Source organism: Streptomyces sp. JHA26 (genome assembly GCF_002005565.1).
GTDB lineage: Bacteria > Actinomycetota > Actinomycetes > Streptomycetales > Streptomycetaceae > Streptomyces.
The window spans coordinates 1-15,266 of sequence record NZ_BDJC01000096.1; the positions used below are offsets into that span (position 1 = coordinate 1).

Below are 15,266 nucleotides of genomic sequence, written 5' to 3' on the forward strand. Positions count from 1 at the left end.
GCCCGCACCGGCCACGGCGCCGGCCGGGCCCGCGTGGCGCCGTGGGCCCCCTGCGCGCCGCGTCCTCGGCCGAGGTGCGGGCATCACCTCTCGTGGACCGCGGCGGGGCCGTGGCACCGGAGGGGAATCGGCGCGTCACGGGCCTTTTCCCAGCGCCGGGGGCCGGGAGCCGCGACCGGGCCGGCCGCCCCCGGAGAGCTCCTCCGGGACGGCAGGCACCGCTCACTGCACCGAGCGCTCCCGCAGGGCCGTCCGCCACGCCGGGCCCGGTTCCACCGGTTCGGTCGCCTCCGGCCGGCCGCCCCGCGCGAAGAAGTCGGCGAGCGGCAGGAGTGCGGCGCCCACGGTGACGGCGTCCGGCCCCAGGGTGCCGAGGTCGATGCGGACGCGGGCGGCGGGATAGGCGAGGGCGTACGAGGTGGCGTGGGCCGTCACCGAGTCCAGGAAGCGCCGGCCCAGCTGCAGTCCGGCCCAGCCACCGACCAGGATGCGTTCGGGCTGGAAGAGGTTGATCAGGTCGGAGAACCCGGCGCCGAGGTACTCGGCGGTCTCCTCGAGGACGGCGAGGGCGGTCGCGTCGGGCTCCGGACCCTCCCCCGTCGCGTCCGGGGCCGGGTACGCGGCCGCGAGCATCGCGGTGAGCGCGGTCTCCTCGTCCACGCCCTCGGGAGGCCGGCCGCCGGCCTCCGCCCAGCGCTGGAGCAACGCCTCCGCACCCGCGTACGCCTCCAGGCAGCCCCGGGCGCCGCAACGGCACCGGCGCCCGCGCACCCGCACCGTCAGGTGCCCCCACTCCACGGCCCGGGCCGGACCCATGTCGTCACCGACGACGCAGGCGCCGACGCCGGAGCCGAAGAGCACCACCGCCACGCTCTGCGCGCCCCGGCCGGCGCCGAACCACATCTCCGCCTGGCCCAGCGTCCTGGCGCCGTTGTCGATGTAGTACGGCACGGTCTCGGGCAGGATCCGGGACTCGCGCAGCAGCCGTTCCAGGGGAACGGCGTCCCAGCCGATCGTCTGGCCGTGCACGACGGCGCCGTCCTCCGGGGTCCCGGCGACGATGCCCGGCACTCCGATCCCGACGCCGAGCAGCCGCTCCGCCGCGATGCCGGCCTCCTCCAGCACCTCGCGGATGCCCTCGCGCAGATGCGTCACGACGACGCCGACGTCGTAGCGGTCGAGGCGGTTCGGGCCGTCGGTCTCCAGCGGCTTCTCGACGCGGGCCAGCTCGGTGAGGGCGACGTCGAAGAGCTCGACCCGCACCCGGGTCTCGCCGATGTCGACGCCGATCATGTAACCGCTGCTCGCGCTGACGCGCAGCAGGGTGCGGGGCCGGCCGCCGGCCGAATCGACGCTGCCCGCCTCCTCCACCAGCCCTTCCGCGACCAGCTCGGAGACCACGTTGCTCACCGAGCCCGAACTCAGCCCGGTCGCCGGCCCCAGGGCGAACCGGCTGAGCGGCCCGTCGAAGTACAACCGTTGCAACACCGCGGTCCGGTTCTCCCGCCGCAGGTCACGCACTGTACGGCCACTGCGCATCTTCACCCTGTCCCCTCGTTCCGAAGTCGTCACCGCAACCTACCTGTGACCGAGCCCTTGACGCGTCCTTCGGTCCGACACTTAACTCACATCCTAAATTAAGACCTGGCGACGTCGGGGCGCAGGGTGCCGCCCCGGCCCGCCCCCACGAGCGCCCGGTGGGGGACGCGCCGGATCAGGCGGACTCGCGTACGATCAGTTCCGGTGCGAAGACGAGGGTGCGGGGTTCGGTGCGGGCACCCTGGACCTGCTCGTCCAGCAGCCCGGCCATGGCCGCCGCCATGTCCTCCACCGGCTGGCGCACGGTGGTCAGCGGCGGCCGGCACGTCACGGCGACGCTCGAGTCGTCGAACCCAACGACGGCGACGTCCTCCGGTATGCGCCTGCCCAGTTCCCGCAGGACGTGACAGGCGCCCTGGGCCATCAGGTCGTTGGCCGCGAACACGCCGTCCACAGCGGGGTGGTCCCGCAGCAACGCCGCCGCGGCCGTCGCCCCGCTGTCGAGGGTGAAGGCCCCCGCCACCACCGGGGGGCTGTCCTGCCCGGCGCGCGCCAGGGCGTCGCGGAATCCGGCGAGGCGTTCCCGGCCGGCCCGGAGATCCGGCGGAGCGCCGATCACCGCGATACGGCGACAGCCGCGGGCCAGGAGGTGCTCTCCGGCCAGGCGTCCCCCCTCGTAGTGGTCCAGGTCGACGCAGGTGACCGGTGTCGCCCGGGCGGGACGTGCGAACAGCACCGTGGGCACACGGGCGGAGAGGAGCATGTCCGTCAGGGGGTCGTCCGACTGCACGGAGACCACCAGCGCGCCGTCCGCGCTGCCCTGCCGCACGTAGTCGACCACCTGTGTCCTGGCCGCCTCCGACTCGGCGAACAGCAGGACCGGTTGCATCGCGCGTGCCCGGAGGTATCCCACGACGCCGTTGACGACACGGCCGAAGAACGGGTCGGCGAACACCCGGCCGGCGAAGGTGTCGCCCGCGCCGGAGACGATGAGGGCCACCGTCCCGGTGCGCCGGGTGACCAACGCCCTCGCCGCGCGGTTCGGCGTGTACCCCGTCCGTTCGATCGCGCTGCGGACCAGGTCCTGGATGCCGGGGTCGACGTTGCGCACGCCGTTCACGACCCGCGACACGGTGGCGCGGGAGACCCCCGCCTCCCGTGCGACGTCCTCCAGCGTCGGGGCCTGCCTGTTCATGAGGGGAACTCTAACGCCGGGCTCTCCCCCGGGCACAGGGCGGCAGACCGCCGTACCCGGCCGTCCCGGGCGGACCGTGGGCGAGACGCGGGCGCAGGGTCCGACGCTCCCCGCTGCTTCGCACCGTGACACCGAACCGGACCGGGTCATCGGTGACGCGTGCGCACGGCACCCACTGCACGGAGCACGGTCACGGCCCCACGTGGACCAGGGAGGCCCAGAGTTCCGGTGCGTCCGGACGCCGTCTGCGGAGCCTGAGCACGGCCGCGCGCAGGGCGAGGCCCGCTCCGGCGGCTCCGGGGGGCGTGCCGACGCGTTCGGCCGCTGTGCGCAGATGGCCGTAGAAGTGCTCGGCGGTCCGGAGGGCGATCCTGCTGTCCAGGCTCCAGTGCGTCGCGATCACGTGCTGGAACCCCGCCAGCCGTAGCGCGCCGGCCAGGGTCACCGGTTCGTCGGGGTGGTCGGCGGTGGCGCGCTGCGTCTGGCAGGCGGAGAGGTAGGCGAGATCGGCGCGGGGCAGGCGCAGCCCGGCGATGTCGCTGACGCGGATGGAGCCGCTGGTGGCGTGGTCCGAGGTGTAGAGGGTGCCGTCGAGCCCGGTCCGGTCCTGCTCACCGTGGCCGGCGAAGTGGAACCAGTCGTGTGTCCGGAGAGCGGAGAGGATCGCGGCCCGTGTGGCCTGTGCGTCCGGCAGCTCCGTGCTTCCGGCCAGGAGGCCGGTCACCCTTGCCACTTCGGTGGCCACCTCGGGCAGTGGGGGCAGTTCCGGCGCGCCGGGTGTCTCCGACACTCCGACCACCAGGGGGCGCGGTGGGCGTCCGTCCCCCGCCGGGTGCCGTGAACGGGCGGCCATCAGGGAGCGGACGGTCGGTGTGTACGAGCAGACGGCACGGTCCATGGCCATGTCGGGTGCCTGCCGGGTGTCGTACGGGTCCTCCGGAAGCGTGCCCGCCGCGTGCAGCGGCAGGCGGTTGAGCACACCGGTGGGGCACAGCCACAGGCGGGGCGGCTGCGCCCCGGGCGGCACGGCCTCGTACCCCAGGGATTCCAGCACCGGCTCGAGCAGGGTGCACCACAGCCAGTGCAACAGGTCGGTGAGGTAGGCGCGGAGCTCCTCCTGGGCGCCTGGGACGCGGTCGTCGGCGTCCCTGAGGAGTGCGGCGAAGGCGTCCGCGCGCATCTCGGCCTTCCTCGGGTCGAAGGCCGGGAGCGGTACGACGCGTACGCCGCCCTCCGCCAGGACCAGTGCGTCACAGCGCAGGCTGCTGACGTTGTACAGGATCACCGGCCCGTGCTCCCCCGCCGACACCAGGTCGGTGAATCCGGGCGGGCGGAGGAACCCTGCCATCCCCGGCAGGCTCCGCGCCCGCTCCACGAGATCGGTCCAGCGGTGTTGCAGCTCCCGGCGCCGTGCGGACAGGTGATGCGGATACTCGGGGCCCTGACCCTCGACCGTGGACACCGCGAGTGCCCTGTTCAGCGCCCCGCGGACGTGTTCCAGTTCGTCCGCGAGCCGTCCGTCCCGAGCACGGACCTCGTCCAGGTCCGTGTTCATGTCCAGCGCGTGGGAGAGGAGCACCGCCCGTCCGTGCTCGAGGAGCTCCACGGCACGCTCCGGCCGGCCGGCCATCAGGGCCACGGCCGCGGCGTCGGACACGGTCGCAGACGTGCCGCCGAGGGTCAGCAGCTGATCTTCCCGCGACAAACCCGGCCACGCCGACTGGGGCAGGACCTCGATCGCGGCGCCGAAGCCCTCCAGCGCCTCGTCCCACTCGCCTGCCTCCACGTGCAGCCGTCCCCAGGCCAGGGCCGCCGCCCATCGCTCGTCCGGAGGCGCGTAGCGGTGCGTCGCAGCCTGTCGGTAGAGCGCGAGAGCCTCGGCACGCGCCGCTGTGGCGCGGGTGTTGTCCTGCGCTCCGGTCGTCAGCGCGTGGGCGAGGAACATGGCGCGTGTCGCCCACCCGGGGTCCTCCTCCTGGCCCTCCAGCCCCAGGCGCAGGTGCCGGTGTGCCTCGGCGACCGCCTCGGGGTGGCCTCCGAGGAGGGCCCGGCTGTGCAGGGTCTCGCCGTACTGGGTGTGCCGGGCCGCTCGGGTGGTGTGACCGGGTGGGGTCAGTTCGAGGGCCTGGCGCGCCGCCTCGCAGGCCGCGGCCAGGTCGTCCGTGTCGTCGTGGTCGTGGAAGCGGGCCGTGAGGAGACTGGCGTGCAGGCTGTGCAGCAGGGGGCGGTCGGAAGCGGTGACCGGCATCTCCGCCAGGGCCCGCAACGTGATCTCGAGGGCGCGCTCGACGAGTTCCGGGTCCCGCTCGATGTACCAGAGGGCGAGCAGGGCATGGGCCAGGTTGCGCCGGTAGTGGGGCTGGTGGAGATCGTGCGGGTCGGCGACGTCGACGGCACGCTGCAGGTGGGTGATGGCCTCCGACAGCACCGTCCGGTCTCCGGTGCTCTCGCCGATCCGGCTGAGCTGAGCACCGAAGTTGTGCAGCACGATCGCCAGGACGGACGGGCGGATGTTCGGGGCGTCGAGGGCCTGCCGGTAGATGCGCTCCGCGGCACGGCGGTCCTGGGGCCGGTCGGGGAGTCCCACGACGGCGGCGTGGTTCGACAGGCAGGTGGCCCAGTCGGCGCTGTCCGCCATGGCGTGGTCCACGGCTGTCCGGGTGTGCTCCAGGGCGAGGCGCAGACTCTCCTGGTCGCCCGTCGTCTCGTGGAGCAGCCGGTGCAGATCACCCAGTGTGGTGTGCAGGCGTGCTCCGTTGTCCGTCGCCAGCACGTGGCCCGGTGCGGCCAGGATCGCCTGCTCCGCGTTGGTCACCGCGTCGACGAGGAGTTCCTGGTCCCCGGTGACCAGGTACAGCTGCTTCAGGGAGACGCTCAGCGAGTTCTTCGACCGCCAGAGGAACGAAGGAGCGTCGACGGCCACCGCCGACGCCGCCTCCCGGTGCAGGCGGACGGCCTCCCTCAGGACGGCGGGTTCCCCGGCCGACAGTCCGCGACGGTGCCGTACCTCGGCCACCAGGTGCAGGTGCAGGCCGTGGTCCGGGGCACCCGGCGGCAACGACGCCAACGATTGCGCGGCCAGGTGTTCGGCCTCGTCCAGGTCGGACGCGAGCGAGACCGCTCTGTCGTGCCCCTGGATCAGTGCCTGCGCCACGTGGTACTGCACGTCCGTGCGCAGGTCGGCCGCCGAGGTGCAGGTCAGGGGGAGGGCTTCGTCGAAGGCCCGGCGTGCCGACCGCAGGTCGTCGAGGTCACCGCGCAGTTCGAAGCGGAGGAAGCGCAGCTTCCCGCGGTAGCGGAGCGCGCGGGCCCCCGCCTCGTCGCCCCCTGCAGCGCCCGGGTCGTTCCGCCACGCCTCCACGAGCCGGGAGGCCAGTTCCTCCGCCTGGCCGAAGACCGTCTCGTCCGCGGTGTGCGTGTACCGCTGGAGCAGGCATTCGCACTGCTTCCGGAGGCATCGGTGCCACGCCTCGGTGCCGGGCTGCAGCGTCCGCAGGACACGGTCGAACGCGTCGAGCGCGAGGCGGTTGTCGGCCGGATCCGCGGTGAGGCCGTAGCGGAACTTCGCGCAGTCCCCCAGCAGCCGCCAGGCCAGTTCCGGTCGGTGGGTGTGGAGGAAGGGCCGCGTCACCCGCTGACGGCATTCGGCGACGAGCCGCCCGAGGGCGGCGGCGTCCCCGTTCCGCTGGGCGAGCGCGGCACGCTGGTACACGGCGTTCTCCCAGTGCTCCTCGGCGCGAGGGTCGTCGTGGCGCAGTCCCCCGGCCACCGTCTGGGCCAGTTCGGCCGCACGGGCGACATCGGACAGCCGCGCCGGACCGGCATCGCAGCGCGCGCTGTAGAGCCGGGCGAGGCCGGCGTGGAGGCTGATCCAGTCCGGGTAGGTCGGCGCCGGCGCCTGCCGCAGGGCCTTCTCCAGCACGGTGATCGCCTCGTCGAGATCGCCTGGTGCCGCGAACCGGAGCCACCTCCCGTGCAGGTCGACGGCGAGCTCCATGCCGAGGACGCACTGTGCGGGATCCGTGGGCCGGATCGCCGCGAAGGCTGCCCGGCGCAGTTCGATCACCTCGGCGAGGACAGCGGGGTCCTGCCGGTCGCCCTGCCACTGCCGGGCTCGCGCCTCCGCCCGCTCCCGCAGACGCACCGCCTCCACGCGTTCCCCTCCGACGCCGAGCACCTGCCCGGCCAGTCGTCTCAGGTTCACCTTGCGAGCAGCCCTCCGGTTCCGCCGAAGACGTCCACCGTCATTCCGGCACCCGGTCCCACCGCCGTTTCCGCAGAGGGAAGTTGGCACCGTGTCATATCCTTGATCGGCTGCGCACGATACCAAGGGGGACGCGTGTCGTACGACGACGAGGAGATCCGGCAAGAGGCCGTCGACCTCTTGTCCGCGATGCACACCTGGAGACTGACCTCCGAGGGCTGGTCCGAGGTGGAGCGTCATCTCGACGCCCTCTCGGCAGCCGCCGGACGGAACGACCCCATCGGGGTGAAGCGGGCGACGGACCGTCTGGAGGACACGGTCGCCACCCGGCGGAGACCACCCCGGTCGCTGTCCGACAACCGAACCGGACCGAGGCCGGCGCCGCCGCCGGTCCTGGAGCGCAAGGGCGTGGTGGTCCACGAGCTCGGCGGCAGGGACGACCCCGCTCCGGACCGGCCCGATGAGCGCTGAACCACGGTTCTCCCGTGAGGCGTTGCAGATCCACTGCTTCCTGGACATCCCTCGGCTCCGGGCGGGCGGACACGCCCGTCTGACCGGGCTCTGGCGGGCGTGCGACCGGCTGGGCATGGACCGGCCGCTGCCGCCGGCGACGGATCTGGCGTTGCCCACGGTCATCGACGGCTCGCCCGGTTTCCGGCAGCTGGCGGCAAGGAGGCGTCAAGGGCCCGGCGTGTACGAGGCGATGCTCTACACGTACGGGAACACCCTCGGACTCGCGGTGATCCTGGCGCCCCCCGGGACGGGCGCCTCGCACACGGCCACGCGGACGGCGGACGTGTGGACCGAGCTCGACGACGCCTGGGACCGCGCCTGCGCCCCGTCGCCGTCGGGCACCCCGGATCCGCTCCTCGGCGCGGTCCGCATCCACCGCGCGCTCGTCGAACCCGCGGCCGGTCCGCCCCGCACCGATGACGAGGTGGGACGGCAGTTGGCCCTGTGCCTGTCCGGCACGTCGGCCGGCGCCCCGGAGACGCTGTCGGAGCGTGTCGCCCTCGGTCCCGGCCTGTCCCTGTGGGAGGCCGCCCCCGCGCAGGCCGATCCGGTGGGCCGCGACCGCCGCCTCCTCGCCACCGCGGCCGCGACGGACGAGCAGGAGGGGCTCCTCGACGACTGGATCTGGACCGACGGCGGCGCACGGCTGGCTCCCGTGACGCGGTACCTGCTGCATGCCTCGATCGTGCGCCACCAGTACCGCGTACGACGGGACGCCGACCAGCGGTTGGATCGAGAGCGGCAGGAGCTGCAGCAGGAGGCCGACCGGCTCCTCGACGAGTGCCACCGTCTGCTCGGCGCGGGCGGCGGCAGGACCGGCCGGCGCACCCTGGCACGCTGGGAGAAGCTGGCCGGTGCGGCTCAGAAACTGCAGATCGCGGACCGGCGGGCCGCTGTCAGGGACGGCGGCCTGCGAACGATGGCGCGGACCGTGACCATCGCCGCGGACACGATGAACGATTCCCTGACGGAACCGGGAAGGCCGGACCCGAGACCCCTGGCAGCGGATGTCCAGTGCGTCGAGCGGTTGTCCGCGGTACTGCAGGACGACGCGGCCGGCATCGCCACCACCCGTGAGCTGGTCTCCGAGGCCGTGCGCGTCACCACCCAGGAAGCCACGCAGCACCTGCAGAACCACCAGCAGTACGTGTCACTCGTCCAGACCTCGGTCATCGGCGGTCTGTTGATGGCCCTCACGGCCGTGCAGGCACTCGGCTACGAGCTCCCCGTCCCGGCGTCGGCCCAGGGGCCGTTGATCGCCCTGCTGACCGCGCTCGCCGTCGCCCTGCCCACCGTCGTCCTGCGGCGCTGGCGAGGCGGGTACGGCGGACGCGGCGGCGCGCTCTTCGAGGTCGCGGGCCTGGCCGGAACGGGCGCGGCGGCCTGCTGGCTGTCGAGCCGCCTCCTCGACACCGGTCACACCGCGCTCTGGGTGGCACCCGGCGCCCTCCTGTTCGGCATCACCGGCGTCTGGCTCAGCCGCCGCGCTTTCCTCTGACCGCCCGCACCACCCGCACCACCCGCACCGGGCACGGCCGCCGCACCGGCTACGTCGATCGTCTTCCGCCTCTCCCCCACCGCCGGCGAAGGCATGACCCGCGCCCGGGCGGAGGCGACGGCACATGCGGCCCACACGGAGCACGCGGCGTCCGGCGGCTCTGCCGGCCGGCCGCCGCGCAGGCGAGGCCGGGCGCCCCCGCGAACCGGCGCACCGCGTCATTCCGCAGGAACGCGAAACTCGAATTCGGGCCGGTCCCACGGCACGGCGGGCGGGTTCGCGAGCGCGGTCCCGGTCCGCACCGCACCGGCGCGGTGGTAGAAGCCCTCGGCGGGAACGTGCGACACGACCTTGACACGGTCGAGCCCGGCGGCACGGGCTTCGGACTGCATGTGCGCGACGAGCAGTCGTCCGATACCCCGTCCCTGCGCTTCGTCGGCGACGAACAGCAGGTCGAGCTCCGGCGGGGCGAGGACGAGCGAGTAGAACCCGAGGACCCGGCCTCCGTGCTCGTCGGCGCCGACGGCCACGAAGGCGCGGTGGGCCTCGATGTAGTCAGGGCCGACCCGGTAGCCCGCGACCGCGGCGGCGTACTTGCCCCCGTAGGCGCCCGAGCCACGCACGAGCCGCGTGAGCCGTTTGGCGTCCCGCGCCACGGCCCTCCTTATCGTGATCGGCCGGCTGACCGAAGAAGCGCGTGGACTCATCGGGAGATTATGTCGCGCCGGGGCGTGCCGTCGTGCGGCGGGGCGGCGGGGAACCGCTCCGATCCCCGGCGGCGGGCACCCGGATCCTGGCGGAGTGAGTGTCGTGCCCGTCGAGAACACGAAAGACCAGAAGCCCCTGAGGTGTCCCGACGCCATCGACGTACCCGTGCTCTTCCATGAGGCCCGGGCGGACGGACCAGGGGCGACGACGCGGCGGAGAACTCGTACTACCGGCGAGCGCTGGAGGAGCTCTTCGGCGCGCTCGTGAACCTGGCCGGGCGCGGGTCGTGCCGGCTCTGCAAGCGCTCCGCCCAGTCGGCACGCCCGGGGCTCTTCCACTGCCACGGCTGCTGCACCCCGGCCAGGAACGGGGTGCTGCGGGACACCGGAGTGGACGGGACGGACGGGGTCCGCACCTCGTTGGGTACGGCGACCAGGGCCACCGACGGTCCTCTGTGCCGCTCCCTCGTTCGAGCGGCACGTGGACGACTTCCTCCACCACCGGGGCGTGGCGCACGAACCGGAGCCCGCCTATCCGCGGCACCCGGAGCTCGACACGACCGGCCTTGTGCGGCTGGGCGCCGAGGTGACCGTCACGCGGTCTGTTCGGGCCGGATCGCGCGCGGAGGGGCGCGCCGCCGTGGCGACGCGCCCCTCCCTGCCGGGTCCGTGTACTGACCCTGGGTGCCTACGCCTCCTCGGGACGGCGCGCCGTCACGATCAGGTAGCCCACCTCGGGCATCTCCATGTTCTCGCCCTCCGCGGGCTTCAGCTTGGCGAAGACCTCCGGGTCGACCTTCGCGGCCAGTTCGGCCATGTTCTCGGCGAGCGCCTCGCCGAGCCGCCGGACCGACTGCCGGGTGGTGTTCTCACTGACGTCGACGATCTCCGCACAGCGGAGCCCCGCCTCGCGCAGCATGGACGGGTACTCCTCGAAGGACGCCGGCGACTGCGTGAGGTACCGCTTGAGGATGCCCTCGATCACCGGGCGCCGCTCCGCCGAGATGGTCTCCCGCTCGTAGTTGTCCGTGAGCGCGAGCCGGCCGCCCGGGCGCAGGACCCGGCCCGCCTCGGTGAGGGCGGCCTTCCGGTCCGGCATCTGCATGACGGACTCCAGCATCCACACGGCGTCGAAGGAGGCGTCGTCGAACGGCAGGTTCATCGCGTCACCGTGCTGGAAGCTGACCTTGCCGCTCAGCCCGGCCTCCTCCGCCAGCAGGTTGGCCTTCTCCACCTGCTTGCGGCTGACGCTGATACCGACCACCTCGGCACCCGTGACCTTCGCCAGGCGCAGCGCCGGCCCGCCGAGGCCGCAGCCGATGTCCAGCACCCGGGCGCCGGGGCGGAGCTGCAGCCGCTCGATCATCATGTCCGTCAGACGGTTGGCGGCCTCCTCCAGTCCGGTGGAGTCCTCCTGGCTGTCCCAGAAGCCCACGTGGATGTTGGGACCGTACAGCGAGGCGTCGAACGCCCCCATCAACTGGTCGTAGAACTGGCCGACCTGCTCACCGACGGGGGTGAAGCTCGAAGACGTCACTTTCTCTCCTTCAGATATGTGTCAACTGCGTTCCACGGAAGCGGAAGGGCCGTACGGCGCGAAGGCGCGGACACGTCCTTCCGGCTTCCGTCATTTCTCGCGACGCGCGAGCGGGCGCACGGCGGGTGGCCGTGCGCTCGCCTCACACGTTCTCCGCAAGCCAGTCGAGGACGGCCGTGGCGGTGGCACCGGCATGGTCCTCCATCATGGTGAAGTGGTCGCCGGGCACGTCGGTCACGGTGACCCGGGGGCCCCACGCCGCCTCCTCGTCGGTGGTCTGCTCCGACCCGGTGAAGGTCTCCTCGGCCTTCACCGCCAGGATCGGCACGCCGACCGGGTCCGGTCCCCAGGTGGAGAAGAGCCGGAGGTAGCCGCCCATCGCGGTCAGCCTGCCCTCGTCCACCACACCGAACATCTTCTCGCGATCGAACATCTTGCCGGACAGGTTGGTCTGGATCCACGGCAGCGCCTCACTGCGCGGCAGATAGGTGTCCAGCATGACGACCGCCGACGGCGCGCTTCCGCGCTCCTCCAGCAGCCGCGCGACGGCCTGTGCGATCCACCCGCCCGACGACCGGCCGACGAGCACGAACGGCTCCTGCCCGACGGCCCGCAGTGTCGCCTCCGCCTGCATCTCCACCACCGCGTCGACACTGGCGGGCAGCAACTCACCCTTGCCGAAACCGGGTTCGGGCAGCACGGTGACATCGCGGCGGCCCCGGAACCCGGCGGCGAACCGGGCGTACTCACGGGCCCCGGAGATCGCCACCAGCGACGGGAAGCACACCAGCCCCGGCGCCGTGCTGCCCTTCGACAGCCGGACCACCTTGGGCGGCGTCGTCAGCTCGGCGGCCGTGCGGAACGACGGGCGCAGCCGCGCCGCCGCCATCAGCAGCTGGGTGCCGGCCACGTACTCGCCGTCGGCGCACGCCTGCCGGTAGAGCGACTCGATCGTCGAACCGCCGGCCGCTGCCCCGGCTCCGCCACCGGCCACCGGTGCCGTCGGTGCCGCCGGAAGTCCGGTCCCACCGGCCCCTGCCGTCCCGGTGGACGTCTCGGGCTCGGGAGTTGCTCCCGGCTGCAACCGGCCCCGCAGGTAGGCGGCGAGCGCGGCCGGTGTGGTGTGGTCGAACAGCAGCGTCGCGGGCAGGGTGAGTCCGGTGACGTGGTTGAGCCGGTTGCGGATCTCCACCGCGGTGAGCGAGGTGATGCCGACCTCCAGGAAGGCGTGGTCGTCCTCGACCGCGTCCGCGGAATCGTGCCCGAGCACGGTCGCGGTGTGCTCCCGCACCAGCTCGGTCAGGATCCGCAGTTGCTCCGCGGGGGTCAGTCCGGCCAGGCGCTGCGCGAGCGGCGCCTGGCCGGACTCGGCCCGGCCGGGGCCGGAGGGGCTGTCGGCCGCCCGGCGCGCCGGCACCCGCACGAGCCCCCGCAGCAGCGGGGGTGTGCCGATCGAGGACGCCTGTGCCTGAAGCGCGGCGACGTCCAGGCGCACGGGCACCAGGAGTGGGTCCGCCGTCTCCGTGGCCGCCTGCTCGACGGCCAGATCGAAGAGGGCGAGCCCTTCCGCGGAGGAGAACGCGGCCACGCCGGAGCGTCCCAGCCGCTGTACGTCCTCGTCGTCCATGTGCCCGGTCATGGCGCTGCGTTCGGCCCACAGGCCCCAGGCCAGGGAGGCCGCGGGCAGCCCTTCCGCCCTGCGGTGCTGCGCCAGGGCGTCCAGGAAGGCGTTGGCCGCGGCGTAGTTCGCCTGTCCCGCCGCGCCGAACACGCCGGCCGCCGACGAGAACAGCACGAACGCCGTCAGCGGCAGCTCCCTGGTCAACTCGTGCAGGTTGACGGCCGCGTCGCTCTTGGGACGCAGCACGGCGTCCAGCCGCTCGGGCGTGAGCGAGCCGAGGAGCGCGTCGTCGAGGGCGCCGGCGGCGTGCACCACGCCGGTCAGCGGGTGCTCGGCGGGCACGCTCGCCAGCAGCTCCGCGAGTGCGGCACGGTCCGCCACGTCACAGGCCGCCAGTCGCACCGAGGCGCCCGAGGCGGTCAGTTCGTCGGCCAGTTCGGCGGCACCGGCGGCCGCCCCGCCGCGGCGGCTGGTCAGCAGCAGGTGGCGTACACCGTGCTCGGCCACCAGGTGCCGGGCCACGAGGGAACCGAGTACGCCGGTGGCTCCCGTGATCAGCACGGTGCCCCGGGGGTCCCACACGGGAGTGTCCGGCGTCTCCGCTGCCGGTGCCGTGTGCGGGGTCGTCCGCACCCGGGCGAGCCGTGCCGCGAACGCCCGTCCGGCCCGCACCACCAGTTGCGGCTCGTCGCCGCTCAGGACCCGGGGCAGCGCCGTGAGCGAGGCCTCGTCGTCGTCCAGGTCCAGGAGAACGAACCGGTCGGGGTTCTCCGACTGCGCCGCCCGCACCAGACCCCACACCGTCGCGCAGGCCGGATCCAGGACCCGTTCCCCGGCACGGGCGGCGACCGCCCTCCGGGTCACGAACACCAGGCGTGAGCCCGTGAAGCGCTCGTCGCTCTGCCACTGCTGCGCCAGGGCCAGCGCCCGGTGCGTCACCGTGCGCACGCTGTCCGCGGACAGGGCGCGCCGTACGCCGGAGTCGAGGGCGGTGCCGGAGCTGGTGGTGGTGTCGGAGCCGGTGGTGGTGTCCGGCTCGTCCTCGAACGGCACGAACACCAGGTCCGGCATGCTGCCGCCGCCCGCCGTCATGGACTCCGCGAGGGCGGACAGGTTCGCGAACCGCTCCGCGCCGGTCGCCTTCAGGACGGTCGTGAGCGACGTGGTGTCGTCGTCGCCCAGCACCGCCCACTTGCCGGTCCTGCCGGGCCCGTTGACGGCCGGCGCCGGGGTCCAGTCCAGGCGGAAGAGCGACTCGTGGAACGTTCCGTGTTCCCGGCCGAGCTGCTCCCGAGAAATCGCCCGGGTGACGAGCGAGTCCACCGACAGCACGGAGCGACCCGAGCCGTCGAACGCGGTCACCGACACCGCGTCCGGTCCCGCCGGAGCCAGCCGCACGCGCAGCGCGGACGCGCCCGTCGCGTGCAGTGACACGCCGTTCCAGGAGAAGGGGAGCCGGACGCGTCCGGTGTCACCGCCCGGGGCGACATCGCCGGGCAGCCGGACGAACCCGCCGAACGCCATCGCGTGCAGCGCCGCGTCCAGCAGCGCCGGATGGACGCCCAGGTGCCGGGCCTCGGACCACTGTTCCTCCGGCAGCCGGACTTCGGCGAACACCTCCTCGTCACGGCGCCATACGGCCCGCAGCCCCTGGAACGACGGCCCGTAGCCGAAGCCGTTGCGCGCGAATCGGTCGTACAGTCCTTCTATATCGACCGCCTCCGCGTCGGCGGGCGGCCACGGTGCGCCGTCGTCGGCGTCGGCACGTGGCGCCGTCTCCCCAGCGTCGTCGGCGAGGGTGCCGAGGGCATGCCGCGTCCAGGAGTCGCCGTCGGTCTGCGAGTACACGCTCACCGTTCGCCGCCCGGACTCGCCGGGGCCGTCCACATGGACCTGGACGGAGACGGCGCCGTCCTGCGGAAGCACCAACGGCGCCTCCAACGTCAACTCCTCCACCCGATCGCAGCCCACCGCGTCCCCGGCACGCAACGCCAGCTCCACGAACGCCGTACCCGGCAACAACGCCACCCCGGCCACCGCATGATCAGCCAGCCAACCATGCGACGCCAACGACAACCGACCCGTCAGCAACACCCCACCCGAGGCCGGCAACGACACCGCCGCCCCCAACAACGGATGACCAGCCGACACCAGCCCCACCGAACCCACATCACCAACCGACACCACCCCCGACTCCAGCCAGAAACGCTGACGCTGGAAGGCGTAGGTGGGCAACTCGACGCGTCGGGCGCCCGTGCCCGCGAACACCCCGGCCCAGTCGACGGTCGCGCCGCCGACGAACGCCTCCGCGGCCGAGGTCAGGAAGCGCCCCATGCCCCCCTCACCGCGGCGTAGTGAACCGACTGTGGTGACGGGGGTGTTGGTGTGGGTCTCGGCGGTCTGCTCGATGCCCATCGTCAGCACCGGATGCGCGCTGGACTCGATGAACAGC

General features: G+C 73.3%; 9 protein-coding genes. 2 read left to right on the forward strand and 7 right to left on the reverse strand.

The window, feature by feature from the left end:
- Positions 1-222 precede the first annotated feature (222 nt).
- From JHAT_RS32340 to JHAT_RS32350, 3 genes are all read right to left on the reverse strand, one after another.
- Positions 223-1,545, reverse strand: a complete 1,323-nt coding sequence (locus JHAT_RS32340) for an ROK family protein (protein ID WP_107482093.1) — start codon at positions 1,543-1,545, stop codon at positions 223-225.
- Positions 1,546-1,714: 169 nt separating this feature from the next.
- Entirely contained in the window at positions 1,715-2,734 is a 1,020-nt protein-coding gene (locus tag JHAT_RS32345; protein WP_077801844.1) for a LacI family DNA-binding transcriptional regulator, read from the reverse strand.
- Between the two features lie 190 nt (positions 2,735-2,924).
- A complete protein-coding gene (locus JHAT_RS32350; protein ID WP_077801845.1) occupies positions 2,925-6,938 on the reverse strand; it encodes a CHAT domain-containing protein in 4,014 nt (1,337 codons plus the stop codon).
- Between the two features lie 135 nt (positions 6,939-7,073).
- Here JHAT_RS32350 and JHAT_RS32355 point away from each other — a divergent pair, with 135 nt between their 5' ends.
- Together JHAT_RS32355 and JHAT_RS32360 are read left to right on the forward strand one after the other, a co-directional pair.
- On the forward strand, positions 7,074-7,409 hold the full coding sequence (locus JHAT_RS32355; protein WP_077801846.1) for a CATRA system-associated protein: 336 nt from the start codon (positions 7,074-7,076) through the stop codon (positions 7,407-7,409).
- Positions 7,399-8,949, forward strand: a complete 1,551-nt coding sequence (locus JHAT_RS32360) for a CATRA conflict system CASPASE/TPR repeat-associated protein (RefSeq protein WP_143660570.1) — start codon at positions 7,399-7,401, stop codon at positions 8,947-8,949. The genes JHAT_RS32355 and JHAT_RS32360 overlap by 11 nt, the downstream gene beginning before the upstream one ends.
- A gap of 218 nt (positions 8,950-9,167) precedes the next feature.
- Here JHAT_RS32360 and JHAT_RS32365 read toward each other — a convergent pair whose 3' ends face one another.
- From JHAT_RS32365 to JHAT_RS32380, 4 genes are all read right to left on the reverse strand, one after another.
- Complete coding sequence (locus tag JHAT_RS32365; protein ID WP_077801848.1) at positions 9,168-9,656, reverse strand: GNAT family N-acetyltransferase; 489 nt, start codon at positions 9,654-9,656, stop codon at positions 9,168-9,170.
- A gap of 227 nt (positions 9,657-9,883) precedes the next feature.
- Positions 9,884-10,099, reverse strand: coding sequence for a hypothetical protein (locus JHAT_RS34860; RefSeq protein ID WP_171991165.1), 216 nt, complete (start codon positions 10,097-10,099; stop codon positions 9,884-9,886).
- A gap of 245 nt (positions 10,100-10,344) precedes the next feature.
- A complete protein-coding gene (locus JHAT_RS32375; protein ID WP_077801849.1) occupies positions 10,345-11,193 on the reverse strand; it encodes a cyclopropane-fatty-acyl-phospholipid synthase family protein in 849 nt (282 codons plus the stop codon).
- 142 nt (positions 11,194-11,335) lie between these two features.
- Positions 11,336-15,266 (reverse strand): type I polyketide synthase (locus JHAT_RS32380; RefSeq protein WP_143660571.1); only part of this gene is annotated, 3,931 nt, incomplete at its 5' end.